Origin of the sequence: Achromobacter xylosoxidans (assembly GCF_002192695.1) — a bacterium.
Taxonomy (GTDB): domain Bacteria; phylum Pseudomonadota; class Gammaproteobacteria; order Burkholderiales; family Burkholderiaceae_B; genus Achromobacter; species Achromobacter xylosoxidans_C.
Genome location: NZ_MTLG01000112.1, coordinates 67,512 through 91,178, shown reverse-complemented (window position 1 = coordinate 91,178; position 23,667 = coordinate 67,512). Strand labels below are relative to the sequence as shown.

Here is a 23,667-nt window from a genome sequence, read left to right as displayed (position 1 = left end):
GGGAAGTCCCGCTCAGCCCCGGGCCGGGAAGGGCGCCGCGAAGCGGCGCAGCCGCAGCGCGTTGCTCAGCACGAACACGCTGGACAGGGCCATCGCGCCCGCCGCGAATACCGGCGACAGCAGGCTGCCGTTGACCGGGTACAGCAGGCCCGCCGCCACCGGGATCAGCGCCACGTTATAGGCAAACGCCCAGAACAGGTTCTGCTTGATGTTGCGGATGGTGGCCTTGGACAGGGCGATGGCGTTGGGCACGCCGCCCAGGTCGCCCGACATCAGCACCACGTCGGCGGCTTCGATGGCGATGTCCGTGCCGGTGCCAATGGCCAGGCCCACGTCCGCTTCGGCCAGCGCCGGCGCGTCGTTGATGCCGTCGCCCACGTAGGCGATGGGGCCGTACTGCTGCTTCAGGCGCTGCACGGCCGCGACCTTGCCGTCCGGCAGCACTTCGGCGACGACTTCGTCGATGCCGAGCTGGCGGGCGATGGCCTCGCCGGTGCGGCGGTTGTCGCCGGTGATCATGGCGACCTTCAGGCCCAGGTCATGCAGGGCGCGGATGGCGGCGGCCGTGGTTTCCTTGATGGGGTCGGCCACGGCGATCATGGCGGCCAGCTGGCCGTTGACGGCGGCATACAGCGGCGTCTTGCCTTCGTCGCCCAGGCGTGCGGCGTCCGAGCCGAAGGCCTCGACGCTCAGGCCCAGTTCGCGCATGAAGCGGTCGGCGCCGATCTCGATCAGGTCGCCGTCGACCCGTGCGCTCACGCCAAAGCCGGTGATCGATTCGAACTGCGAAATCGTGCCCAGCGCGATGTTCTCGGCACGAGCCGCGTCCACGATGGCCTGCGCGATCGGGTGTTCCGACTTGGCTTCGACGGTGGCGACCTTGCCCAGCACGGCGTTGCGTTCGAAGCCCGGCGCGACGATCAGGTCGGTCAGCTCGGGGCGGCCCTTGGTCAGCGTGCCGGTCTTGTCCACGGCCACGACCTGGGCGTCCTTCAGCGACTGCAGCGCTTCGCCCTTGCGGAACAGCACGCCCATCTGCGCGGCGCGGCCGGTGCCTACCATGATCGAGGTCGGCGTGGCCAGGCCCATGGCGCAGGGGCAGGCGATGATCAGCACGGCCACGGCATTGACCAGGGCGAAGGTCAGGGCCGGCTCGGGTCCAAAGGTCAGCCAGATGATGAAGGTCACCACGGCGGCCGCCATGACTGCAGGCACGAACCACATCGTGATGCGGTCCACCAGGGCCTGGATCGGCAGCTTGGAGCCTTGCGCCTGTTCGACCATGCGAATGATCTGCGCCAGCAGCGTGTCGCCGCCGACCTTGGTGGCGCGGAACGTCAGCGCGCCGTTCTGGTTGACGGTGCCGCCGACCACTTCGGAGCCAGGCTGCTTTTCGACGGGCACGGGCTCGCCGCTGATCATGGACTCGTCGATGTAGCTGTTGCCTTCCACGACCTCGCCATCTACCGGGATGCGTTCGCCGGGGCGGACTTCGATCAGGTCGCCGGCCACCACTTCGTCGATGGCGAGTTCCAGCGTGGCGCCGTTGCGCACGACGCGCGCGGTCTTGGCTTGCAGGCCGAGCAGGCGCTTGATGGCCTCAGAGGTGTTGCCCTTGGCGCGGGCCTCCATGTAGCGGCCCAGCAGGATCAGCGCCACGATGACCGCGGCGGCCTCGTAGTAGACGTTGACCGTGCCTGCGGGCAGCAGTCCGGCCGCGAAGGTGGCGACCACCGAGTAGGCATAGGCGGCGGACGTGCCCACTGCCACCAGCGAGTTCATGTCGGGTGCGCCGCGCAGCAGCGCGGGGATGCCCTTCTTGAAGAAGCGCAGGCCGGGGCCGAACAGCACGATGCTGGCCAGCACGAATTGCAGGTACCAGCTGTTCTGCGTGCCGATGGTCTCGGCGATGACGTGGTGGAAGGCGGGCACGATGTGCGCGCCCATTTCCAGGATGAACACGGGCAGCGCGAAGATCGTGGCCACGGTCAGCGCGCGCTTGAGCGACTTCAGCTCGGCGGCCTGGCGTTCGGCCACGGCGTCGGTGTCGCTGGCTTCGGCGGCCAGCGGCTTCGCGTCGTAGCCGGCCTTGGCCACTGCCTGGATCAGGGCGCTGGCGGGCACGCCGCCGGCCGCGGTGATGCTGGCGCGCTCGGTGGCGAGGTTGACGCTGGCGCTGCTGACGCCGGGCACCGCCTTCAGGGCTTTTTCGACGCGGCCCACGCAGGAGGCGCAGGTCATGCCGGTGACCGACAGTTCGATGGTGGTTTCGGCCACGGCATAACCCGCCTTCTGCACCGCCTGCACGGCGGCGGCGACGTCCGGCGCGCCTGCAAACGTGATGTCGGCGCGTTCGGTCGCCAGGTTGACGCTGGCCCGGTTGACGCCCGGCACGGCCTTCAAGGCCTTTTCGACCCGGCCCACGCACGAGGCGCAGGTCATGCCTTCGATAGGCAGGCTGACCGCGACGCTGTCTGCTGGGATGGCACTCATATCCGCTCCTTGAAAACTTGGAATGTCCTGCTGATGGCTGTCACTATAAAGATTCCAATGATGTCAAGGTCAAGCGTTTGATCGGACGGGTTTTGACCTGGCTCAGCCCAGCCTGCCCAAGGCGGGGAAGGTCAGCAGCATCCAGATGGCGAAACGGGCCAATTGGCCGGTGGCGATGGCCCATCCCATCACGATCAGGATCAGCCCGGTCAGGACCCGCAGGATCCGGCCGGCGCGCTTCAGGCCCTGCATGCGCCGCAGGAAGGGGCTCATGAACCAGGCCGCGGCTAAAAAGGGGACGCCAAGCCCCAGCGCGTAGACGCCCAGCAGGGCCACGGCCTGGCCCACGCTGGCCGAGGCCGCGCCCAGCGCCAGGATGCCGGCCAGGATCGGGCCGATGCAAGGCGTCCAGCCGAATCCGAACGCCATGCCCAGGATCGCGGCGCTGCCGGGGCTGCCCTTGCCCACGGGATCAAACCGGTAGTAGCGCTGGGCCCAGGCGGGAAGGCGCAGGACGCCCAGCAACATCAAGCCCGCCAGCGCAATGATCGCGCCTGCGGCCAGGTTCAACTCGTAGCGATAGGACAGCAGCAGGCGGCTCAGCGCCGTGACGCTGGCCCCGAAGATGACGAACACGGCCGAGAACCCGGCCACGAAACAGGCCGCCAGCCCCAGCATGCGCCAGCGCAGCGCGCGGCCATCATCCGCGGACGCGCCGGAGCCCCCCGCGATGTAGGAAAGGTAGCCCGGAACCAGCGGCAGCACGCAAGGCGACAGGAACGATGCGGTCCCCGCGATGAAGGCGGTGGCGAAGCCGATGAGGGACAGGTCAAGCATGACGGACCGCCGCGGTCATGGCGCCGCCTCTTCGCGCTGACGCTGGCGGGCCAGCGTGATGCCCTCGTTGACGGTGCGCGCCATGTCGCTGCCGGCGGGCAGCCTGGCCAGCAGGCGCTGCCAGAAGTCGATGGCCGCCGGGAAGTCGCGCTGGTCGAAGCGGCTTGCACCCGCCAGCATCAGGGCCAACGGCTCTTCGGGGTTGAGGTCCAGCGCGCGCCGCAACAGCTGGTCAGGCTGCCCGGCGAAACCCCCGTTGGCGCCGAGCACCAGCGATTCGGCGTATTCGGCCAGGGCTGCCGGGTTGCTGTCCACCACCGGCGCGGCCCGGGCAAAGGCCAGTGCCGCGTCGGCGTGCCGGCCGAAGTAGCGGTGGGAACGGGCCAGCATCAGCCATCCCTGATAGTCGTCGGAATCGCTCGCCAGGCGGGTCTCCAGTTTGGCCACCATGGCCTGGATGTCGGCGGCGGTGACTTGGGGCTGGGCGGCAGGCGCCGGAGGGGGCGCGATGGCGCCAGAATTGCCCAGAGCGACATAGGCCACTATGGCTGCCAACGGCAGCGCGATGGCCAGGCCGGCGGGCAGCAGGCGGCCGCGGCCGGGCGCGGATGCATGCCCTTGCGTCTCGCCGGCTTCTTCCAGTGCCAGGCGCTGCAACTCGGTGCGCGCTTCCGCGAAGGCGTCTTGCGACAGGATGCCGCTTGCGCGGTCCCGTTCAAGCTCGCGCAGCTGGTCGCGCAGCACCGCCACGTTTGCCGCTCGGCGCTTGTCGGCGGCGCTGGCGGCGGGCGTGCGCCGCAGGGAGGCGATCAGCCATAGGGTGACAACGGCGGCCATCAACGCGGCCGACAGATAGAAGAGCTGAGTCATGTTCCTGATCCTTTTTCAGTGTCGACGCCAAGCAGAGCGTTGGCAGCCCGGCGCTCCGCAGGCGTCAGCGCGGGGCGCTGCTGGCGCAACCTGCGACGGCGCAAGGTCAGGGCCAGCGCGGCCAAGCCGGCGGCCAGCAGCGCGGCCGGGCCGAACCACAGCAGCAGCGTGGCAGCTTTCAGGCGCGGCCGGTACAGGATGAAGTCGCCGTACCTCGCCTCCATATAGGCCAGGATCTCGGCTTCCGACTTGCCGGCGTCCAGCTGTTGACGGATCTGGCGGCGCAGGTCGACCGCCAGGTCGGCGCGCGATGCGGCGATGGATTCGTTCTGGCAGACCAGGCAGCGCAGCTCCGAAGCGATCTCGTTGACGCGGCGGTCTTCGGCCGAACCATGGGCGCCCGAGCCGTAGCCCAACGCCAGCAATAGCGCCAATGCGCGCAGGACGGCCTTCATTGCAGCCCCCGGATCAGCGGCAAGAGGGTATCGCGCAGCGATTCTGCGCTTACCGGACCGATGTGCTTGTAGCGGATGATCCCGGCCTGATCGATGACGAAGGTCTCCGGCACGCCATAGACGCCATAGTCGATGCCGGCCTTGCCGTCGCTGTCGGATACGGATTTCTCGTAGGAGTCGCCGTTGCGCGCCAGCCAGGCGATGGCCTCGGTCCGGATGTCCTTGTAGTTCAGGCCGATCACCGGCACGCCGTGTTGCGACGACAGTTCCTGGATGTAGGTGTGTTCCGTCAGGCAGGCATAGCACCAGGACGCCCAGACGTTCAGTACCCATACCCGGCCTTTCATGCTCTCGGGCGTGAAGGTCTTTTGCGGCTCATGCAGTTCGGGCAGGGCAAACGCGGGCGCCGGCTTGTCGATCAGCGGCGACGGCACTTCGGATGGGTTGAGGGTCAGGCCGATCCCCAGAAAGAACACCAGCACCACGAAGCCCGCCAGCGGCCAGATGTAGCGGCTCATGGCCTGGCCTCCGCGGGCGTCTGCGGCCCTGTGGGTCGCGGCTGCTTTTGCTCGCGCCGCTTCAGGCGATAGCGCGGATCGCTGACCGCCAGCAGGCCGCCCAGGGCCATGAGGATGCAGCCGCCCCAGATCCAGTCCACGAACGGCTTGTAGTACAGGCGCACGCTCCAGGCGCCGTCCTGCTCGGGCTCGCCCAGCGCGACGTAGACGTGGCGCAGGCCGTTGGCGGCGATGGCCGCCTCCGTCATCGGCAGCGCCGAGGAGGCATAGGTGCGCTTTTCGGGGCGCAGGTCGCGCAGGCGCCGTTCGCCGCGATAGAGCGTGAAGGTACCCATTTCAGACTCGTAGTTCGGGCCGCGCACGCGTTCCACGCCTTTGAATTCGACGCGGTACGAAGCCACCGGCGCGCTTTGCCCGGGCTGCATCAGCAGATCCTGTTCGGTCTCGTAGCTGCCCACCAGCGCGACTCCGGCAACGAACGCCGCCACGCCCAGATGGGCCAGATGCATGCCCAGCCAGCTGCGCGGCTGGCGCCACCAGCGCTCGCGGGTCGCGCGGATGCGCTTGGCGACGTCCACGGCGATGGCGGTCGCCAACCACACGGCCAGTCCCAGCCCCAGCGCCGCGCCCGCGGACCAGCGGCCGAAGAGCAGGGGAACGCCCACGCCCGCCAGCACGGCCAGCGCCGCGGGAATCGACAGGCGTTTGAGCAGGCTGCCAGCATCGGCCGATTTCCAGTTGGCGATGGGGCCCACCGCCATGAGCAGCAGCGCCGGCACCATCAGCGGCACGAAGACGGCATTGAAGTAGGGCGGTCCGACCGACAGCTTGCCCAGGCCCAGCGCATCGATGATCAGGGGATAGAGCGTACCCAGCAGCACGGTCGCGGCGGCGACCGCGAGCAGCACGTTGTTGACCAGCAATAACGATTCGCGCGACACGAACGCGAACTGGCCGCCGTGGCCTATCCGGGGCGCGCGCAGGGCATACAGGAACAGGGAGCTGCCGACCGTGACGGTGAACAGCGCCAGGATGAATACGCCGCGCGCCGGGTCCGTCGCGAACGCATGCACCGAGGTCAGCACGCCCGAACGCACCAGGAACGCACCCAGCAGGGCCAGTGCAAACGTGCCGATCGCCAGCAGCACGGTCCAGCTCTTGAAGCTGCCGCGCTTCTCGGTCACGGCCAGCGAGTGGATCAGCGCCGTGCCGGCCAGCCAGGGGATGAAGGAGGCGTTTTCCACCGGATCCCAGAACCACCAGCCGCCCCAGCCCAGCTCGTAGTAGGCCCACCAGCTGCCGACCGCGATGCCCAGCGTCAGGAACAGCCAGGCCGCCGTGGTCCAGGGACGCGACCAGCGGGCCCAGACCGCATCGAGATTGCCCGACAGCAGCGCGGCGATGGCGAACGCGAACGCCACCGAAAACCCCACATAACCCATGTACAGCAGCGGCGGGTGGAAGATCAGGCCGATGTCCTGCAGCAGCGTGTTCAGGTCCAATCCGTCAGCCGGGGCCGGGACCAGGCGCTCGAACGGATTCGACGTCAGCAGCACGAACAGCAGGAAGCCCGTGCTGATCAGGCCCAGCACGCCCAGCACGCGCGCGACCATGGCGTCGGGCAACTGCCGCGAAAACAGGCTGACCGCGCAAGCCCAGCCCGTCTGCATGAACATCCACAGCAGCAGCGAGCCTTCATGCCCGCCCCAGGTGGCTGCGACGCGGTAGAACAAGGGCAATTGGGAATTGGAGTTGTAGGCCACATAGGCCACCGAATAGTCCTTGGCCGCGAAAGACCAGACCAGCGCCGCGAGGCTGAAGGACACCAGCAGGAACTGGATCTGCGCGGCGGGCCGCGCAATGGCGATCCAGTCCGCGCGGTCCAGGGCCGCGCCGCGCAGCGCGAGCACGCCTTGCGCCAACGCGACGAAGAGCGTCAGGATCAGGGCGAAATGAGCGAGTTCCGGAATCATCGGGGGCGGGCCTCCTGCGGGGCGGTCTTTGGTGCGGCCTGCGATGCGGCCTGATCGATCGCGTGCTGCGCCTCGGGCGGCATGTAGTTCTCGTCATGCTTGGCCAGCACTTCCTCGGCGCGGAACAAGCCATTGCCGTCCAGCCTGCCCTGCGCCACGACGCCTTTTCCTTCGCTGAACAGGTCCGGCAGGATGCCTTCATAGGCCACGGGAACGGTGTGGGCCGTGTCGGTCACGACGAAACGGACGGTCAGCGTGCCCGGCGTGCGTTGCACGCTGCCGGTTTGGACCATGCCGCCCACGCGGAAGGCGCGTCCTGCCGGCGCTTCGTTGTTGCTGACCTGGGTGGGCGTGTAGAAGAACACCAGATTGCTCTGGAAGGCGTTCAGCACCAGGGCGCTGGCCACGCCTACCGAGGCCAGGCCGCCCAGGGCCAGCCACAAGCGCCGTGTCCGCTTATGCATCGCCGGTCTCCCGCCATTCAGCGGCGGGGCGCGGACCCGCCTGGATCGCGCGGCGGCGGCGCGCCAGCAGCAGCTGTTCGCCACCCAGCAGGAACGCCGTCATCAGCAGCGATCCCCACACGTAAACCGCATAACCGCCCATGGCGAGGAATTCGCCCAGACTGGACCAATGCATCATTCGCTACTCCATTGTTCGCGGATCCAGGCCGCGTGCCGCTCGCGTTCGAGCACGATGCAGCGCAGGCGCGCCAGCGCCGTCGCGATGCAGTACATCCACGCGGCCAGGGACATCAGCAGCATGCCGGCGAGCATGATGCCGGCCATGCTGGGCGCGGCGGTCAGGGATACCGAAGCGCCCTGGTGCAAGGTGCTCCACCATTGCACCGAAAAATAGATGATGGGAATGTTGACCACGCCGGCCAGCACCAGCACCGATCCCGCCCGGTCGGCGCGCTGCGGATCGTCGATGGCCGCCTTCAAGGCGAGGTAGCCCGCGTACAGGAACAGCAGGATCAATTCCGAGGTCAGCCGCGCGTCCCAGACCCACCAAGCGCCCCACATGGGCTTGCCCCACAGCGCGCCGGTCCAGAGCGACAGAAACGTGAACAGCGCGCCGGTCGGCGCCAGCGCGGCAATCATCATGGCCGACAGCCTGCTGTTGAGGACCAGGTGGATCAGGGCCCAGAACGCCATCACCAGATAGACGAACATCGACATCCAGGAGACCGGGACGTGGACGAAGATGATGCGGTAGCCCTGGCCTTGTTGAAAATCGGCGGGCGCGACGATAAAGCCGATATAGAGGCCGGCCGCGGCCAGCAGGACCGCAGCCGTGGCGAACCAGGGGATCGCCTTTCCGGCCCAGGGGTAGAAAGCCTTGGGCGAGGCATAGTGAAACCAGCGGATCATGGGCTCCTCATTCCAGTGAGATGCGTATCGCCGCGGCGGCGGCCAGCGGCGCGAAGAACAGGGACAAGGCCAGCACGGCGCCCAGCAGCGACAGGTGCGCGCTCGCGCCCAGGCCGCTTTGGGCCGCCTGCACCGCGCCGGCGCCGAATATGAGAATGGGAATGAAGAGAGGCAGGACCAGCAGGGCCAGCAGCGCCCCGCCGCCACGAGCGGTCAGGGTGAGCGCCGCGCCGATGGCGCCGATCAGGCCGAGGGCGGGCGTGCCGATGGCCAGGCCCAGCGTCAGGAACAAAAGGGCGGCGGCATCCAGGCCGAATTGCAGGCCCAGCACGGGCGCAAGCAAGGTCAGCGGCAACCCGGACAGCAGCCAGTGGGCCGCGACCTTGCCCAGCACGATCACCGGCAAGGGCGCGGCGCACAGCATCAATTGCTCCAGCGAACCGTCGCGATGGTCTGCCTCGAACAGGCGGCCCAGCGACATCAGGCAGGACAGCAAGGCCATCACCCAGAGCACGCCTGGCGCAATGGCGCGCAGTATTTCCCGTTCGGGGCCGACCGCCAGGGGGAACAGGCTGGCGGCCACCAGGAAGAAGGCCAGCGGCGTCAGCGTATCGCTGGCGCGCCGTTGAGCGATGCGCAGGTCGCGCAGCGCAACGGCCGAGAGCAATTTCGGCATGGAATTCATGCGCTAGGAGCCAAGCCGGATCTGCTTGTGCGCATGGTCCAGCGCGATCTCCTGATGGCTCGTCGCCACGATCGCGCCGCCATCGCGCAGATGGCGATCCATGGCGCGTGCCAGCCACGAGTGAGCGCCGGCGTCCAGGGCGGTCACGGGTTCGTCGAGAATCCAGAGGGGCCGGAACTCGGCAAGCAGGCGAGCAAGGGCTGCCCGCCGCCTCTGGCCCGCCGAGAGGGCACGGATCGGAACATGCTCCTTGCCTTCGAGGCCTGCCTCGCGCAGCGCGAACGCAATGGCAGCGGGACGGTCCGCATATCCGCTTGCGGCCTGCAGCGCGTGCAGATTCTGGGCGGCGCTGAGTTCGCCGCTGAGGCCATCGGCATGGCCCACATAAAAGAACTGGCCGCGATACCTGTTGCCAGGTTGCGAGATGCCGAGTCCCTGCCAGAGCACCTTGCCGCGCGCGGGCCGCGCCAAGCCGGCCAGAATGCGCAGCAGGCTGGTCTTGCCGCTGCCGTTGCGTCCGTGCACGAATAGGCATTCGCCGGGCGCCACGTGCAAAGCCAGCTCCTTGAACAGCGGACGCTCCGCGCGCATGCAACCCAGACCCATCGCTTCAAGCATTGCCGCCCCGCCGCTGTGTGGACAAAGGGGCAACTATAGGGAGGCGCGTCTGACCGTCACATTGCTGGCGGTTTACATTCCTGTAATGTTCGCCTCAAAACGGCCATGGTTCAGTACAGTTCGCGGCGCAGCGCACGGAGCAGTTGAAAAAGTGCCGATCGGCGCCGCAAGTTGCGGCGCCGCGGCTGCCTAGAACCAGATGCGCACGCCGGCCAGGATGGCGCGTTCGGAACGGCTTTCTCCGGCTTCGCTGGCGTAGCTTGCGGTCTTGCCGAACTTGCGCCCGAACGACACGCCGACATAAGGCGCGAATTCGCGCGTGACTTCGTAGCGCAGCCGCAAGGAGAACGATGCATCCGACAGACCCGAGCCCACGCCGCGCGCCTCGTCGTTCTTGCCGTTCAGGCTGGCTTCGATCTCGGGCGTGAGGATCAGGCGTTGGGTAAGCAGCAGGTCGTACTCCGCCTTCAGCGCCAGCGCAGTCCTGCCGGATCCGCCGACATAGCCGGTGATCTCGGTCTCGATGCCGTAGGGCGCCACGCCCTGCACGCCGAGCGCAGCCCAGTTGCGTTTCGGACCCGTGCCGAAATCGCGCCGCGCGCCCAGCTGAAAGTCCCAGAACGGCGATATCGTGTGGCTCCAGAAGGCCTCGATCTTGGCATCCGTGCTGCCGTTCAGGCGATCGCCCTCGCTCTTGATCCACAGTTTGTTCAGGTCGCGGCCGATCCAGAACTGGCCGTCCCATTGCAGGCTGGTCTGTTCGTTGCGGTCATAGGCGACGCCGAGCTTGTCGAACAGCAGATGGCTGGTGACGACGTTGTCCATCATGTGCGGATGGATGCGGTAGGCGGCGTAACGCTGCTCGGTGCTGCCGTCGCTGGAGGGCAGGGAACCCACCGGCGGGCCTTTGCGCGAGGATTCGTCCATGCCGGGCATAGAACTGTGGTCCATGCCAGGCATCGAACCGTGATCCATGCCTTTCATCGAACCGTGATCCATGCCTTTCATGGAACCGTGGTCCGTGCCCTTCTTCGAGGCCGGGGCCTGGCCCTGCATCGAGCCGTGGTCCATGCCTGGCATTGAGCTGTGGTCCATGCCCTTTTTCGGGGCCGCAGCGGATCCCTCGTTCGAACCATGGTCCATGCCTTGCATGGAGCCGTGATCCATGCCCTGCATCGAGCCATGATCCATGCCGCTCATCGTTCCCGCCGGCGTCTGCGCCAGGGCCAGTCCGGAGGCGGCGGAAAGGAGGGCGGCGCCCGCGACGAGCCCGGGCCAGCGCTTTCTGGATGTCATTGTTCTCATTATTCCCCCTATTCCACGACGACCGCGCGGAACATGCCGGCCTCCATGTGGAACAGCAAATGGCAGTGATAGGCCCAGTTGCCGCGCGCGTCCGCGCTGACGCGGTAGCTGAGGCGCTGCGCCGGGTTCAGGCTGATCGTGTGCTTGCGCACCTGGAAATTGCCGTCGGCGGATTCGAGGTCGCTCCACAAGCCATGCAGGTGGATGGGGTGCGTCATCATGGTGTCGTTGACCAGCACGAAGCGCACGCGCTCGCCATACTTGAGCACGATGGGCTTGGCCTCGGTGAACTTCAGTCCGTTGAACGACCACATGTAGCGGTCCATGTTGCCGGTCAGGTGCAGCTCGATCTCGCGGGTCGGCGGGCGGTTGTCCGCCGGTTCGACCATGGAGCGCAGGTCGGCGTAGGTCAGCACGCGGCGGCCGTTGTTGCGCAGGCCCACGCCGGGATCGTCCAGCCGGGTCGAAACGATGTCGGGCACCATGGAGTTGGCGGGACTGTATTCGGCGGGGTAGGGGTGCTTGACCTCGACCATGCCGCCTTCGTTGCCGCCCGCGCCATGGTTCATGCCGGCGTGATTCATGCCAGCCATGCCTGCGTGGTTCATGCCTCCCATGGAGCCATGGTCCATGCCGCCTTGCGTCCCGGCGTTCATCGCGCCTTGAGCGCCGTGGTCCATGCCCCCCGCTTGCGAGCCGCCCATGTCCATGCCGGGCATGTCGTGCGCCATGCCCATGTCCATCATGGTCAGCACCTGCACCGGGTCCAGCGCCGGGATCTCGGCCTGCATGCCTTCGCGCGGCGCCAGCGTGCCGCGGGCATAGCCGGAGCGGTCCATGGCTTGCGAGAAGATCGTATAGGCGCGCTCGTCCTGCGGTTCGACGATGACGTCATAGGTCTCGGCCACGGCGATGCGGAACTCTTCCACCTCCACGGGCCGCACGGCCAGGCCGTCGGCGGCCACCACCGTCATCTTCAGGCCGGGAATGCGCACATCGAAGTAGGTCATGGCCGACCCGTTGATGAAGCGCAGGCGGATCCGTTCGCCCGGACGGAACAGGCCGGTCCAGTTGCCGGCCGGCGACTTGCCGTTGGTAAGAAAGGTGTAGGTCGCGCCCGAGACGTCGGCCAGATCGGTCTGGTTCATGCGCATCTTCTGCCACATGAGCCGCTCGTTCAACGCATTCTTCCAGCCGGATTTCTCGGCATCGTCGATCAGGCTGCCGACGGTGGGCTGGATGTAGTTGTAATAGTCGGGCATCACCTTGAGCTTGCGGAACACGCTCATGGGATCTTCGTCGGTCCAGTCGGACAGCAGGACGACATAGTCGCGGTCCGCGCGCACCGGGTCCGGGCGCTTGGGATCGATGACGATGGCGCCGTAAAGCCCGGTCTGCTCCTGGAAGCCCGAATGGCTGTGATACCAGTACGTGCCGCTCTGGCCCACGTCGAACTGGTAGGTGAAGGTTTCGCCAGGGGCGATGCCGGGAAAGCTCAGGCCGGGCACGCCGTCCATGCCGGTGGGCAGGATGATGCCGTGCCAGTGGATCGAAGTGTCTTCGCGCAGGCGGTTGGTGACGCGTAGCGTAACGCGGTCGCCTTCGCGCCAGCGCAGCGTGGGCGCGGGCAGCATGCCGTTGACCGTGGTGGCGATGCGCGGGGCGCCGGTGAAATTGGCGGGGCTCTCGCCGATCTCCAGGTTGAACTCGGTGCCCGACAGCACGCTCTGCCGGGCCGAGCCCGCCTGCGCCCACGAGGACGGGCTCCACAGGCCCATGCCGGCCAGCGCGCCGCCCGTGGCCAGGCCCTGCACAAACCGGCGGCGCGGATTCGAAACTGCTCTACTCATGCTCTATCTCCCCGGTAGCCGGACCGGCATCCCGGCTGTGGATTACTTGACGGAAACCGCGCCCTTCATGCCGGCGGGGTAGTGCCCCGGCTCGAGGCAGGCGAAGGCGACGGTTCCCGCCTTGTCGAACGTCCAGACGATGTCGCCGGCCTTGCCCGCTTCCAGCGAGACGGAGTTCGGCTCTTCATGGCGCATGCCCGGATCGTTGAGCATCATCTGGTAGTGGCTGTCCAGGTCGGCCTTGGTGCCCAGCACCATTTCGTGGCGGATCTTGCCGGAATTGGTGACCTTGAAGCGGATGGTCTCGCCCGCCTTGACGTCGATCTTGTCCGGCGTGAAGCGCATGGCGTCGGTCATGTCGACGACCACCGTGCGCGAGACCTTGGCGGGATTGCCGGGCTTGCCGATGGCGGCCACGGCATCATGGCCGCCGCCGTGGCCAGCGCCGTGGCCGGGGGCGGCCATGACACCGAAGGAAAGCAAAAAGGCGCCCGCGGCGACGGCGCCCTGCGCGAGTTTCACCAGTTTCTTCATGCGTATCCTCTAGACGAATTGGGGGTGGGAGGCGCCACTTTAGTGACGCGCTCCACACCGCAACCTGTCGGGAGGATTACTTTCCTGTAATGTTCGGCGCCCGGGACAGCGTGAAGCCGACCTCGGTGCCCTGGCCGCCGCAGCGGGCGAAGGCGTTGCCGCCGTGCATGCGGGCGATGGCCCGCACGATGGCTAGGCCCAGGCCGTGCCCGTCGGCGCGCCGGCTGCGGGCATCGTCGCCCCGGTAGAAGCGGTCGAAGATGCGCGGCAGCGCCTGCGCCGCGATCGGCGCGCCGGGGTTCCTGACCCTGATTTCGATCTCGTCCTGCCGGGCGATGCAGTAGAGGTCGATGCCGCGCCCGCGGGGCGTGGCGCGGATGGCGTTGCTGAGCAGGTTGGCGATGGCGCGCCGCAGCAGCCGCGGGTTGGCCATCAGGGCGGCGCCGCCGTGCGCGGTCAGGGACACGCCGGCCTCGTCCAGCGCGGCCTCGTAGTATTCGGCCACGCGGGCGACCTCTCGGCGCACGTCCACTTCCTGCAGGTCTCCCGCCGGTTCGCCGCCGTCGGCGCGGGCCAGGAACAGCATATCGTTGACCAGGGCTTTCAGGCCTTCCAGCTCTTCCAGGTTGGATTCCAGCACCTCGCGCAGCTCCTGCTCGGAGCGGCGGGAAGATAGGATGACCTCGGTGCCGCTGATCAGCGTGGCCAGGGGCGTGCGCAGTTCATGCGCCACATCGGCGTTGAAGCCTTCCATCTGCTGATAGGCGGTCTGCACCCGGCCCAGCATGCCGTTGAAGGTATGGGTGAACTCGCGCAGCTCGCGGTCTATGCCCTGTTCCGGCAGGCGCACGGCCAGATTGTCTGGCTGGATGCGGGCGGCTTGCTGAGACAGGCGGCGGATGGGCGACAGGGAGCGCCGCACTGCCCATGCCGACAGCACCAGGGTGGCGCCGACCCAGACCGCGCAGATCAGCACCAGCGCCGTGGCAAAGGCATACAGGAACTGCGTGCCGGGACGCAGGTTGACGGCCACGGTGAGCTCGGCGCCCGGCAGCAGCGCGCCTTCCAGCGGCACGCGCAGTCCGCGCATGTTCCAGCCGTCCTGCGTATGCAGCTTGATCTCGCGCCCGGCCACCGTGCGCACGGCCACGGGCGGCGCGTCGCCGTAGAACACGCTGCCGTCCGCGAGCGTGATCCAGGTCTTGAGGTTGCCGTGGCCGACCATGATGTTGTCCAGCGCGCCGCGCAGATCCTGCATCTGCGCGAGCGTGGCCTGCATGCCGATGAGGTGGTTGATGAGTTCGAGCTTGCCCGCCACCTCGGTGATCTCCTGGCGCTGCACCTCGCGCTTCAAGGCCCAGAACAGGGTGTAGCCGGCAACGCTGGACACCACCAGGGCGATGACGCCGAGCAGCAGCGTGAGCCGGATCTCCATGGACGCAATGCGCGGCAGTTTCATTTTTCGCGCAGCTCCAGCACGTAGCCCATGCCGCGCACGGTATGCAGCAGCTTGGTCTCGAACGGATCGTCTATCTTCGCCCGCAGACGCCGCACGGCGACTTCGATGACGTTGGTGTCGCTATCGAAGTTCATGTCCCAGACCTGCTCGGCGAGCACGGTCCGGGACAGCACCTGGCCGTGGCGGCGCAGCATCAGCGTCAGCAGCGTGAATTCCTTGGCGGTCAGGTCCAGGCGCAGGCCGCCTCGCTGCGCCTTGCGCCGCGCCAGGTCCATCTCCAGGTCGGCCAGCTTGAGCAGCGTCGATTCCTGCCCCCGGCCGCGGCGCAGCAGGGCCTGGATCCGCGCCAGCAGCTCGGAAAAGGCGAAGGGCTTGACGAGGTAATCGTCCGCGCCGCCCTCCAGGCCGCGCACGCGGTCTTCGACCTTGTCGCGGGCGGTCAGCATCAGGACCGGCGTTTCCTTGTGCTTGCGCAGGTCCGCTAGCACGCCGAAACCGTCGACGCCCGGCAGCATCACGTCCAGCACCACCACGTCGTAGTCGCCCTCGATGGCGGCGTGCCGTCCGTCGATGCCGTCGCGGGCGATGTCGACCACGTAGTTGTGCTCGGTCAATCCCTTGCGGACGTAGTCCGCGAGCTTTCTTTCATCTTCGATCAACAGGATACGCATGGGGCGCCTCGCTTTCCTTGCACAAATGTAATGAGTCGGTCCGGCTTCTGTAATTGCCGACTGCGTAGAGTTCAGCGTGTCAGCCAAGTTCCCGCTTGGCGGCGCTGAAACACAAGGAGCGATCCGTGAGTGCTCGAAAACCTGTCTCGAAGCGTTGTGAAACGGCCAACGATGAAATCGGCGTTGCGGCGCATTATGCACCCTGCGCGCCGAAACGTGCACGGCAATCCGGGCGGATGCCGGTTGATGGAACTGGTCCGTCCAGGACCTGAGCAGGCGCTCCGCGATGAAGATCCTGTACACCAATTTCCATCGCGGCGATGGCGGCGGCCACACCACGTATGTGCTGTCGCTGGCCGGGGCGCTGCGCAACGCGCACGACATCGTGGTGGCCGCGCCGCCAGAAAGCCGCTTGTTCAAGGCGGCTTCGGCCATGCCCGGCGTGCGCGCCGAAGCGCTGGATTTCCGCGGCGGCCTGCTGGGCGCGCTGCCCAACGCGCGCCGTCTGCGGCGGCTGCTGGCGCAGGATCGCTTCGACGTCGCGCACGTCAACGGTTCGGCCGACCATCGCCTGTGCATGCTGGCAGGCCTGGGGCTCGGGGCGGATAGCCCCGCGGTGGTGTACACGCAGCACAACGACCGGAATGCCAGCAGCTTCGGCGCGACGCTGCGCGCCCGCCTGGCGACGGACCGCGTCATCTGCGTGTGCGAGCACACGCGCCGCAAGCTGGCGGGCAGCGCGTTCGCGCGCTGCGGCCTGCGCACCGTGCGCAATGGCGTGGACGTGGAACGCTTCAGGCCGCCCGCGCCGCAAGCCGTGGATGACGCTCGCCGCCGTTGGCTGCCGGCCGCGCACGCGCGCCGCCTGGTGATCGGCAGCAATGCCGGCACTGCCGACTACAAGCGCTGGCTGGACATGGTCGAGGCCGTGTCCTTACTGCCCGCCGAGCTGCGCGAGCGCATCGTCATCATGATTGCCGGTGAGCCGCCCGGCGAACTCCAGCGCCGACGCGTGCGCGAACTGGGCATGGAAGGCCAGGTGGTCTTCTCAGGCTTGCTGGACGACGTGCGGTCCTTCGTGGCGGCGCTGGACGTGGGATTTGTGCTGTCTTCGGAGATGGAGACCATCTCGTTCGCGTGCCGCGAAATGATGGCCATGGGCGTGCCGGTCATCGTCAGCAATGCCGGCGGGCTGGCCGAGAATGTGCATGCGGGGCTGGACGGCTGGGTAGTGTCGGCGCGCACGCCCGAGGCCGTGGCCGGCGTGCTGCGCGAGATCCTGGCGCAGCCGCTTCTGTTGGGCCCCATGGGACGCGCGGCGCGGGAGAAGGCCGTGCGGGATTTCGCGCTGTCGCGCTTCGTGGCGGACACGCATGCGGTCTACCTTGAAGCGCTGGCGCAGGCCCAGCGTCCGTTGCGGCTGGCTTGAGCGGCAAGGGACGCTGGCGGGTACGTCAGATCATGGCCTTGCCGCTGCGTCTGGCCGCGCGGATGTCCTGCCACAGCGTCACGCATAGCAGCGCCAGGATGAGGGCGGAAATGGCGGGCCACACCAGAAAGTAGAACGTCAACCACATATCGGTCTCCTTGTTGCGGGATGGATGCTCAGCCTTGGGTGGGCTGGATTTCGGGGCGTTGCGCGGCGGGCGTGGACATGGCTTCCTGCGCTTCCTGGAAGGACGTCACGCGGTCCGCGAGCAGGCTGAAGTCGAAACGCTGCTTGTTGCGCAGGCTGAGGCTGGCGCAGACCGTGGCGCTGACCCCGTAGGCGGTCAGCGAGCCCATCAGTACGATGTACTCGCGCAAGGTGCCGACGAAGATGGGCAGCATCACCAACACGCCTGCCGTGCCTACGGCGAGCGCCGCAGTGCGGCCGAAGAAGCCGAACGTCATGAGGCCCAGCACCACGCCGCCGCCTATGGCCGAGCAGATCTCGAAGAACACGGCGATGGCGCCGGTGATGGGCAGCAGCTCGAAGCGAACGATGGTGAACATGGCCACGGCGCTGAGCACGGCGCTGACGAAGGCGCGATTGTCGACGCGGTCCCAGTAGAAGCTGGCGATGACCGGAAACACGATGGCGCCCCACAGCGCGCCGACGAACACCAGCATGACCAGGATGTCCAGGCGCAGGCTGGCGAAGATCACGCCTATCATCGTCGCCACGATCATGGTGCAGCGGCCCCACCACAGCATGCGGCGCGGATCGGGACGGCCGCCAGCCAGGTTCTTGGCGTACACGTCGGTCATGACGATGGCCGACAGCGCGGCCAGGTCGGAGTCCGCGGTGGAAGAAAGCGAGCCCACCACCAGCAGGAAGAACAGCGCGATGCCGAAGGGCGGCAGGTAGGTCGACGCCATCTGCGGGATGATGTTGTTCATGTCGCCGTTGGCAGGTTCCAGGCCGACGAAAAGCGCGAGCAGCCCCAGCATGCCCAACCCGATCACGACGGCGCCGTATCCCGCCGTGGCCGTCAGGAAGGTGGGCTTGATCAGGTCCTCGCGCACCGCGAACAGGCGCTGGGCGATGGTCTGGTTGCCGATGGCGTAGGCCAGCACGGCCACGAAGTAGGGCGCGCCCTGTTCCAGGATGGCGCGGGTGGAATAGAAGTCCGCCTGGTCGGAACTCAGCCGCCACATGTTTTCCGACAGCACGTCAGGGCCGCCCGCGTTGAAGAAGATGAGCGGAATGATGACGACCGCCGCGATGATCATGGCGGCCAGCTGCGCAAAATCCGTCATCACGGAGGTGCGGAATCCCGACCACAGCGTGTAGGACAGCACGCCCAGGCCGGCGATGAGCACGCCCTGGATGAAGCTGAGCGGGCTCAGGATCGAAACCAGCGCGCCAGCCGCCGTGAAGTTGACCATCAGGCTGATGCAGCTGCCGACGATGTTCGACACCGCCATGATCATCTGGCTGGAGGTGCCGTGGCGCGCGTGTATGACCTCGGCCAGCGTGTGGGCCTTGGGCGCCAGCTTGCGGAAGCGCTTGCCGAAGGGATAGATGAACAGAATCATCAGCGCACCCCAGAAGCCGTAGTGCAGCGGCCCCGACAGGCCATACTTGTAGCCCGAGGTGGCGCTGGCATAGAACGATGCGGCCCAGATCCAGGTGGCGATCATGCTGGCGGTGGACAGGCCGAAACCGACCGCGTTGTTCGACACCATGTAGCCGTCCACGTTCTCGTTCTTCTGGCTAATCAGCAGCGACATGAGGAAGGTCGCGCCGTAGAAGCCCACCAGCAGCAGGATGGCGGTGGTGGCGGATAGCTGAAAGAATTCTGTCTCTTGCATCGTCTTCGTCCTTTCTCCTTGACAGCGTGTTCATGACGGACAGTCATGGCTGCATGAAGGCCGTTTGCGCGGAATGCGATGGGCGGCAAACCCCTGTGACGCAGCCGAAACACCGGGCGAGCGGCCGTAGGCGCGATCGCAAGCCTGCCCGGCGCGGACGTGACTGGAGACGCCCTCGGACGGACAGCAATAAGGCACACCGTATAGGTGTCTTGCCGCCGCATTGCGCAGAACGCTGGTTGCTTTTTACGTTGCCCGATGCGGCGAGCGATGGTCCCGCCTGGTAAGCAGGATTTTTGTTCCGCAGCCTTTACGGCTGGGTGTGGGTGTTTCGGCGTTACACGCCGGGCCGCTGTGCGCGGCCTTGTGATGGATGCCTCCAGGCGATGTGCATCGTCTGGCTGCATGCGTAATGAACTACAACAGGCGCCAAGTATAGGGACATACCCCGCTCGAGTCCAGCATGCGGCCGCTAGGCGTACGTGCACGGAGTATCGCGATTCGCATTGGCGGGCATCGCAACACTTAATTGGCCGTGGCGCCTGCTGTCCGATAAGGTATGCCCAAGCCCGGGCCATGCGTGCGGCATGGCCGCGCAAGACCGAGAGACACATGACAGACCGCGTATACATCAATGCCGTCGGACCAGACGGCAATCCCCTATTCCTGCACGTGCGCGATGGCCGCATCCTCACGCTGGGCGCCGAGCCGCCGGCCGCGGGCGCCGCACAGGTGACCGACCTGCGCGGGCACCTGGTGCTACCCGGCTTTGTCGATGGCCATATCCACCTGGACAAGAGCTTTGTCGGCGACCGTTGGAGGCCTCACCGGCCCGCGGCCAACCTGCGCGAGCGGCTGGCCATCGAAAAGGAAGAGCTGGCGGCCGCGCCGCCCATCGAAGGACGCGCCGATGCGCTCATCGCGCAAGCCGCGGCGTTCGGCACGGTGGCGATGCGTTGCCACGTGGACGTGGATGGCAGCACCGGACTGGCCAATCTGCGCGCCGTCATGGCGGCGCGCGAGAAGTGGCGCGGCATCGTCGACATCGAACTGGTGGCGTTCCCGCAGGCCGGCGTGATGTCCTGTCCGGGCACGCCGCAATGGCTGGAAGCGGCCGTGCGCGAAGGCGCCGAGGTGGTGGGCGGCATCGACCCTTCCACCCTGGACGGCGACGCGGAAGGCCAGCTGGATTGCGTGTTCGGCATCGCCGACAGGCTGGGCGCGAAGGTCGACATCCATTTGCACGAGCCGGGCGAACCGGGGGTCGAGCAGATTGCCCGCATCGCCGCGCGCACGCGGGCGCTGGGCCTGGCGGGCCGGGTCGCCATCAGCCACGCCTATGCGCTGGGCGACGTCGGGCCGGGCGCATTGGAAGAGGTGGCGCGTAAGCTGGCCGACGCGGGCGTGGCGATCATGACGAACGCGCCTGGCGACCGGGCGTTTCCGCCGGTTCTGGCGCTGCTCCAGGCGGGCGTGCGCGTGTTCACGGGCAACGACAACATCCAGGACTGCTGGTGGCCTTACGGCAATGGCGACATGCTGCAGCGCGCGATGCTGATAGGCTACCGCTCCGGCCTTTACACCGACGGTGAATTGCTGACGGCTTTGCGCATGGCGTCCCACTCGGGAGCGGAGGTGTTGGGCCTGGAGGGCTACGGCTTGGCGGCCGGCAACGAGGCGACCTTCGTGGCGCTGCCCGCGCCCAACGGCGCGGCCGCGGTCGCCGCCGTGCCGGCGCAGCGCTTCCTGTTTCGCAGGGGCGAGCCTGTGGGCGACGCCGTGGCGGCCTTCGGCGGTGTCAGGCCGGCGGCGTGACCTGCGCGGCGCGCTGTTCGCAAAACCGGGCCAGTGCGCGCAGCAGCGCGTGGCCGGCATCGCTCAGGCGCGAACGGGCATAGAGCGACAGGCGCAGTCCGTCAGGCGTCGGGAAGCCTTCTTCCGGCGTGAGCACCCGGTGCTCGGCGGTGACGCAGGCGGCCGGCAGCAAGCTGACGCCCAGCCCGGCAGCGACCGCCGCGCTGAGGCTGGGCAGGCTGGGGCTGGAGAATCGCACGTGCCAGGGCTTGCCGCTGGTCTCCAGCATGGCGGTCATTTCCTGGCGGTAGAGCGCGCCGGACGGAAAGGCCACCAGCGGCACGGCGGTGTCGGATGCGGGCGGCGGCGAGCCGCTGGCGGTGATCCAGCGCAGGGGCTCGGGCCACTGCGCATGGCAATCGGCATCGACCTCCCAATGCTTGACCAGCAGCAGGTCGAGTTCGCCATCACGGTAGCGTCGCAACAGCTCATGACTGAGACCGCCCTCGACCTCCACGCGCAGCCGGGGATAGGCCGCTTCGACGGCGGCGATGGTGGGCATCAGCGTCGAACCCATGAAGTCCTCGGGCGCGCCCAGGCGCAGCACCGCGCTGGCCTGCGCCGCGGCCACGCTTTCGCGCGCTTCCTCGGCCAGGCGCAGGATGCTGCGGGCGTAGCCCAGCAGGCGCTCGCCTTCCTCGGTGGGCAGGACGTGGCGCTGCGCGCGGTCCAGCAGGCGGCAACCCAAGTTCTCTTCCAGCCGGATGACGTGCTGGCTGACGGTGGATTGCGTCAGGTGCAGGTGCTCGCTGGCGCGGGTGAAGTTACCCGTGTCCACGACGGTAAGGAAACTGCGCAGCAGGACCGGATCTAGCATTTGGATGTCCACTCGAATCTATCAAGCCAATTAATTTCATAATACTTGGGCAGGCCGCCATACTTGGAGTCTCACGAGGCCGGGAGTCGATCCGGCCGGCGTCAGGCTGTTGATCTGGAGGAAATATCGATGTCTATCTTTCGCGCGGGTCGCCTTTGGCTGGCGGCATTCCTGTTGGGCATGGGGGGAGCGGCTGCGGCTGCAGCCCCGGACACTGCGCTGTTGACCGCTGCGGGCAACGGCGATGCGGCCCGCGTCAAGCAGCTGCTTGAGCAAGGCGTCGCCATGGACACGCGCGATGCGGACGGCAATACGCCGCTGCTGCGCGCCACTCAGGGCAATCATGTCGAAGCGGCGCGCGTCCTGATCGAGGCCGGCGCCAACGTCAATGCGCAGAACTCGATCCGCGACAGCGCCTACCTGCTGGCCGGCGCACGAGGCTATCGCGAGATCCTGGCGCTGACGCTGGCGCACGGCGCCGACCTGAAAAGCACCAACCGCTACGGCGGCACGGCGCTCATTCCTGCGTGCGAGCGCGGCCACGTCGAAGTGGTGGACATGCTGCTGCGCGCCGGCGTGGACGCGGACCATGTGAACAACCTGGGCTGGACCGGTTTGTTGGAAGCCGTGATCCTGGGCGACGGCGGCGCGCGCCACCAGGCGATCGTCAAGCGGCTGATCGAAGCCGGCGCCGACGTCAACCTGGCCGATGGCAAGGGCGTGACTCCATTGCGTCATGCGCGTGAGCGCGGACAGACCGAAGTCGTGCGCCTGCTGGAGGCGGCGGGAGCGAAGGGCTGAGGCGCTGGCGCCGTGTAAAAAAAACGGGGCTTTCAAGCCCCGTTCTTCATTCCGGAAACCGCAAGCCGGATCAGAAGCCCTCGCGCGGTACGTGCACGCGGCCTTCCATCAGCACGCGGGCGCTGCGGCTCATGATGGCCTTGGTGACCTTCCATTCGCCGTCCACGAGCTGGGCCTCGGCGCCGACGCGCAAGGTGCCGGACGGATGGCCGAAGCAGACGTTGTCGCGTTCGCCGCCGCCCGCGGCCAGGTTGACCAGCGTGCCCGGCACCGCCGCGGCGGTGGCGATGGCAACGGACGCAGTGCCCATCATGGCGTGGTGCAACTTGCCCATGGAGAGCGCGCGCACCAGCACGTCGATGTCGCCCGCGCCGATCTTCTTGCCGCTGGAGGACACGTATTCCTTGGGCGCCGCGACGAAGGCAACCTTGGGCGTGTGCTGGCGGCTGGCGGCCTCTTCGATCTTTTTGATCAGGCCCATGCGCAGCGCGCCGTGGGCGCGGATGGTCTCGAAGCGCGCCAGCGCGGCGGCGTCGCCGTTGATGTCGTCCTGCAGTTCGGTGCCTTTGTAGCCCAGCGCCTCGGCGTCCAGGAAGATCGTGGGGATGCCGGAGTTGATCATGGTGGCCTTGAAGTTGCCGATGCCGGGCACTTCCAGGTCGTCGACCAGCTTGCCGGTGGGGAACATCGAGCCGCCATCGCCTTCCTCGGCCGGGTCCATGAACTCCAGGCGCAGCTCGGCGGCCGGGAAGGTCACGCCGTCCAGCTCGAAGTCGCCGGTTTCCTGCACGGCGCCATCGGTCATGGGCACGTGGGCGATGATGGTCTTCTGGATGTTGGCCTGCCAGATGCGCACGACGGCCACGCCGTTCTGCGGCACGCGGGCCGGGTCGACCAGGCCGTTGGTGATGGCGAACGGGCCGACGGCCGCGGACAGGTTGCCGCAGTTGCCGCTCCAGTCCACGAAGGGCTGGTCGATGGAGACCTGGCCGAACAGGTAGTCGACGTCATGGTCGGGGCGCGTGCTCTTGCCGATGATGACGGTCTTGCTGGTGCTGGAGGTGGCCGCGCCCATGCCGTCGATCTGCTTGCCGTAGGGGTCGGGGCTGCCGATCACGCGCATCAGCAGCGCGTCGCGCGCGGCGCCGGGCATGCGCGCGGATTCGGGCAGGTCGTCGAGCTTGAAGAACACGCCTTTGCTGGTGCCGCCGCGCATGTAGGTGGCGGCTATCTTGGTCTGGGGAGCATGGGTCATGG

General features: G+C 67.4%; 23 protein-coding genes. 3 read left to right on the top strand and 20 right to left on the bottom strand.

Annotation, left to right across the window (positions count from 1 at the left end; all coding sequences use genetic code 11):
• Positions 1-12 precede the first annotated feature (12 nt).
• From BRO63_RS27775 to BRO63_RS27700, 16 genes are all read right to left on the bottom strand, one after another.
• Entirely contained in the window at positions 13-2,493 is a 2,481-nt protein-coding gene (locus BRO63_RS27775; RefSeq protein WP_088142877.1) for a heavy metal translocating P-type ATPase, read from the bottom strand.
• A gap of 102 nt (positions 2,494-2,595) precedes the next feature.
• Positions 2,596-3,330 carry a cytochrome c biogenesis CcdA family protein gene (locus BRO63_RS27770; protein ID WP_088142876.1) on the bottom strand — a complete coding sequence of 245 codons (735 nt, stop codon included), beginning with the start codon at positions 3,328-3,330 and terminating at the stop codon, positions 2,596-2,598.
• Positions 3,331-3,345: 15 nt separating this feature from the next.
• Positions 3,346-4,200, bottom strand: coding sequence for a c-type cytochrome biogenesis protein CcmI (gene ccmI / locus BRO63_RS27765; protein WP_088142875.1), 855 nt, complete (start codon positions 4,198-4,200; stop codon positions 3,346-3,348).
• Entirely contained in the window at positions 4,197-4,655 is a 459-nt protein-coding gene (locus tag BRO63_RS27760) for a cytochrome c-type biogenesis protein (protein ID WP_088142874.1), read from the bottom strand. Before BRO63_RS27760 ends, ccmI begins: the two co-directional genes overlap by 4 nt.
• The gene (locus tag BRO63_RS27755) at positions 4,652-5,173 is read right to left on the bottom strand and encodes a DsbE family thiol:disulfide interchange protein (protein ID WP_088142873.1); all 522 of its coding nucleotides are present in this window, start codon (positions 5,171-5,173) and stop codon (positions 4,652-4,654) included. The genes BRO63_RS27760 and BRO63_RS27755 overlap by 4 nt, the downstream gene beginning before the upstream one ends.
• A complete protein-coding gene (locus tag BRO63_RS27750) occupies positions 5,170-7,146 on the bottom strand; it encodes a heme lyase CcmF/NrfE family subunit (RefSeq protein ID WP_088142872.1) in 1,977 nt (658 codons plus the stop codon). The genes BRO63_RS27755 and BRO63_RS27750 overlap by 4 nt, the downstream gene beginning before the upstream one ends.
• Positions 7,143-7,610 carry a cytochrome c maturation protein CcmE gene (gene ccmE, locus BRO63_RS27745; protein ID WP_088142871.1) on the bottom strand — a complete coding sequence of 156 codons (468 nt, stop codon included), beginning with the start codon at positions 7,608-7,610 and terminating at the stop codon, positions 7,143-7,145. The genes BRO63_RS27750 and ccmE overlap by 4 nt, the downstream gene beginning before the upstream one ends.
• Entirely contained in the window at positions 7,603-7,788 is a 186-nt protein-coding gene (gene ccmD, locus BRO63_RS27740; protein ID WP_373557803.1) for a heme exporter protein CcmD, read from the bottom strand. The genes ccmE and ccmD overlap by 8 nt, the downstream gene beginning before the upstream one ends.
• Positions 7,785-8,519, bottom strand: coding sequence for a heme ABC transporter permease CcmC (ccmC, locus tag BRO63_RS27735; RefSeq protein WP_088142870.1), 735 nt, complete (start codon positions 8,517-8,519; stop codon positions 7,785-7,787). Before ccmC ends, ccmD begins: the two co-directional genes overlap by 4 nt.
• A 7-nt stretch (positions 8,520-8,526) precedes the next feature.
• Positions 8,527-9,195: a heme exporter protein CcmB gene (gene ccmB / locus BRO63_RS27730; protein ID WP_088142983.1), complete on the bottom strand. Its 669-nt coding sequence runs from the start codon at positions 9,193-9,195 to the stop codon at positions 8,527-8,529.
• Between the two features lie 12 nt (positions 9,196-9,207).
• The gene (gene ccmA, locus BRO63_RS27725; RefSeq protein ID WP_088142869.1) at positions 9,208-9,822 is read right to left on the bottom strand and encodes a cytochrome c biogenesis heme-transporting ATPase CcmA; all 615 of its coding nucleotides are present in this window, start codon (positions 9,820-9,822) and stop codon (positions 9,208-9,210) included.
• Between the two features lie 189 nt (positions 9,823-10,011).
• A complete protein-coding gene (locus BRO63_RS27720) occupies positions 10,012-10,830 on the bottom strand; it encodes a copper resistance protein B (RefSeq protein ID WP_179215242.1) in 819 nt (272 codons plus the stop codon).
• A gap of 305 nt (positions 10,831-11,135) precedes the next feature.
• Positions 11,136-12,977: a copper resistance system multicopper oxidase gene (locus BRO63_RS27715; RefSeq protein ID WP_088142868.1), complete on the bottom strand. Its 1,842-nt coding sequence runs from the start codon at positions 12,975-12,977 to the stop codon at positions 11,136-11,138.
• A gap of 42 nt (positions 12,978-13,019) precedes the next feature.
• A complete protein-coding gene (locus BRO63_RS27710; RefSeq protein WP_088142867.1) occupies positions 13,020-13,511 on the bottom strand; it encodes a cupredoxin domain-containing protein in 492 nt (163 codons plus the stop codon).
• A 76-nt stretch (positions 13,512-13,587) separates the two neighbouring features.
• Positions 13,588-14,970, bottom strand: coding sequence for a heavy metal sensor histidine kinase (locus tag BRO63_RS27705; protein WP_088142866.1), 1,383 nt, complete (start codon positions 14,968-14,970; stop codon positions 13,588-13,590).
• The gene (locus BRO63_RS27700) at positions 14,967-15,641 is read right to left on the bottom strand and encodes a heavy metal response regulator transcription factor (protein ID WP_088142865.1); all 675 of its coding nucleotides are present in this window, start codon (positions 15,639-15,641) and stop codon (positions 14,967-14,969) included. The genes BRO63_RS27705 and BRO63_RS27700 overlap by 4 nt, the downstream gene beginning before the upstream one ends.
• Before the next feature lie 286 nt (positions 15,642-15,927).
• Here BRO63_RS27700 and BRO63_RS27695 point away from each other — a divergent pair, with 286 nt between their 5' ends.
• Positions 15,928-17,070 carry a glycosyltransferase gene (locus tag BRO63_RS27695; protein WP_088142864.1) on the top strand — a complete coding sequence of 381 codons (1,143 nt, stop codon included), beginning with the start codon at positions 15,928-15,930 and terminating at the stop codon, positions 17,068-17,070.
• A gap of 25 nt (positions 17,071-17,095) precedes the next feature.
• On the opposite strand, the gene BRO63_RS34360 is transcribed toward BRO63_RS27695, so the two are convergent.
• On the bottom strand, positions 17,096-17,218 hold the full coding sequence (locus tag BRO63_RS34360) for a putative transporter small subunit (protein ID WP_088142863.1): 123 nt from the start codon (positions 17,216-17,218) through the stop codon (positions 17,096-17,098).
• A gap of 28 nt (positions 17,219-17,246) precedes the next feature.
• A complete protein-coding gene (locus BRO63_RS27685; protein ID WP_088142862.1) occupies positions 17,247-18,938 on the bottom strand; it encodes a sodium:solute symporter family protein in 1,692 nt (563 codons plus the stop codon).
• A gap of 612 nt (positions 18,939-19,550) precedes the next feature.
• Between BRO63_RS27685 and BRO63_RS27680 the strand changes: the two genes are divergently transcribed.
• Positions 19,551-20,753, top strand: coding sequence for an amidohydrolase family protein (locus tag BRO63_RS27680; RefSeq protein ID WP_088142861.1), 1,203 nt, complete (start codon positions 19,551-19,553; stop codon positions 20,751-20,753).
• Here the strand turns inward: BRO63_RS27680 and BRO63_RS27675 are convergent.
• The gene (locus tag BRO63_RS27675) at positions 20,737-21,609 is read right to left on the bottom strand and encodes a LysR family transcriptional regulator (protein ID WP_088142860.1); all 873 of its coding nucleotides are present in this window, start codon (positions 21,607-21,609) and stop codon (positions 20,737-20,739) included. The genes BRO63_RS27680 and BRO63_RS27675 overlap by 17 nt on opposite strands.
• A 129-nt stretch (positions 21,610-21,738) precedes the next feature.
• Here BRO63_RS27675 and BRO63_RS27670 point away from each other — a divergent pair, with 129 nt between their 5' ends.
• Positions 21,739-22,410 carry an ankyrin repeat domain-containing protein gene (locus tag BRO63_RS27670; RefSeq protein WP_088142859.1) on the top strand — a complete coding sequence of 224 codons (672 nt, stop codon included), beginning with the start codon at positions 21,739-21,741 and terminating at the stop codon, positions 22,408-22,410.
• Positions 22,411-22,480: 70 nt separating this feature from the next.
• Here the strand turns inward: BRO63_RS27670 and prpF are convergent, their stop codons facing one another.
• On the bottom strand, positions 22,481-23,665 hold the full coding sequence (prpF, locus tag BRO63_RS27665; protein WP_088142858.1) for a 2-methylaconitate cis-trans isomerase PrpF: 1,185 nt from the start codon (positions 23,663-23,665) through the stop codon (positions 22,481-22,483).
• Positions 23,666-23,667: the final 2 nt, after the last annotated feature.

Excerpts from the sequence above, each read along its gene's own strand:
- BRO63_RS27755 (WP_088142873.1), bottom strand. The coding sequence starts at position 5,173 with ATGAGCCGCTACATCTGGCCGCTGGCGGGCTTCGTGGTGCTGGTGTTC.
- BRO63_RS27710 (WP_088142867.1), bottom strand. The coding sequence starts at position 13,511 with ATGAAGAAACTGGTGAAACTCGCGCAGGGCGCCGTCGCCGCGGGCGCC.
- prpF (WP_088142858.1), bottom strand. The coding sequence starts at position 23,665 with ATGACCCATGCTCCCCAGACCAAGATAGCCGCCACCTACATGCGCGGC.
- BRO63_RS27720 (WP_179215242.1), bottom strand. The coding sequence starts at position 10,830 with ATGAAAGGCATGGATCACGGTTCGATGAAAGGCATGGATCACGGTTCG.
- BRO63_RS27685 (WP_088142862.1), bottom strand. The coding sequence starts at position 18,938 with ATGCAAGAGACAGAATTCTTTCAGCTATCCGCCACCACCGCCATCCTG.
- BRO63_RS27675 (WP_088142860.1), bottom strand. The coding sequence starts at position 21,609 with ATGCTAGATCCGGTCCTGCTGCGCAGTTTCCTTACCGTCGTGGACACG.
- ccmB (WP_088142983.1), bottom strand. The coding sequence starts at position 9,195 with ATGCCGAAATTGCTCTCGGCCGTTGCGCTGCGCGACCTGCGCATCGCT.
- BRO63_RS27715 (WP_088142868.1), bottom strand. The coding sequence starts at position 12,977 with ATGAGTAGAGCAGTTTCGAATCCGCGCCGCCGGTTTGTGCAGGGCCTG.
- BRO63_RS27680 (WP_088142861.1), top strand. The coding sequence starts at position 19,551 with ATGACAGACCGCGTATACATCAATGCCGTCGGACCAGACGGCAATCCC.
- BRO63_RS27770 (WP_088142876.1), bottom strand. The coding sequence starts at position 3,330 with ATGCTTGACCTGTCCCTCATCGGCTTCGCCACCGCCTTCATCGCGGGG.
- BRO63_RS27670 (WP_088142859.1), top strand. The coding sequence starts at position 21,739 with ATGTCTATCTTTCGCGCGGGTCGCCTTTGGCTGGCGGCATTCCTGTTG.
- BRO63_RS27760 (WP_088142874.1), bottom strand. The coding sequence starts at position 4,655 with ATGAAGGCCGTCCTGCGCGCATTGGCGCTATTGCTGGCGTTGGGCTAC.
- ccmI (WP_088142875.1), bottom strand. The coding sequence starts at position 4,200 with ATGACTCAGCTCTTCTATCTGTCGGCCGCGTTGATGGCCGCCGTTGTC.
- BRO63_RS27705 (WP_088142866.1), bottom strand. The coding sequence starts at position 14,970 with ATGAAACTGCCGCGCATTGCGTCCATGGAGATCCGGCTCACGCTGCTG.
- ccmD (WP_373557803.1), bottom strand. The coding sequence starts at position 7,788 with ATGATGCATTGGTCCAGTCTGGGCGAATTCCTCGCCATGGGCGGTTAT.
- ccmE (WP_088142871.1), bottom strand. The coding sequence starts at position 7,610 with ATGCATAAGCGGACACGGCGCTTGTGGCTGGCCCTGGGCGGCCTGGCC.
- ccmC (WP_088142870.1), bottom strand. The coding sequence starts at position 8,519 with ATGATCCGCTGGTTTCACTATGCCTCGCCCAAGGCTTTCTACCCCTGG.
- BRO63_RS27700 (WP_088142865.1), bottom strand. The coding sequence starts at position 15,641 with ATGCGTATCCTGTTGATCGAAGATGAAAGAAAGCTCGCGGACTACGTC.
- BRO63_RS34360 (WP_088142863.1), bottom strand. The coding sequence starts at position 17,218 with ATGTGGTTGACGTTCTACTTTCTGGTGTGGCCCGCCATTTCCGCCCTC.
- BRO63_RS27695 (WP_088142864.1), top strand. The coding sequence starts at position 15,928 with ATGAAGATCCTGTACACCAATTTCCATCGCGGCGATGGCGGCGGCCAC.
- ccmA (WP_088142869.1), bottom strand. The coding sequence starts at position 9,822 with ATGCTTGAAGCGATGGGTCTGGGTTGCATGCGCGCGGAGCGTCCGCTG.
- BRO63_RS27750 (WP_088142872.1), bottom strand. The coding sequence starts at position 7,146 with ATGATTCCGGAACTCGCTCATTTCGCCCTGATCCTGACGCTCTTCGTC.
- BRO63_RS27775 (WP_088142877.1), bottom strand. The coding sequence starts at position 2,493 with ATGAGTGCCATCCCAGCAGACAGCGTCGCGGTCAGCCTGCCTATCGAA.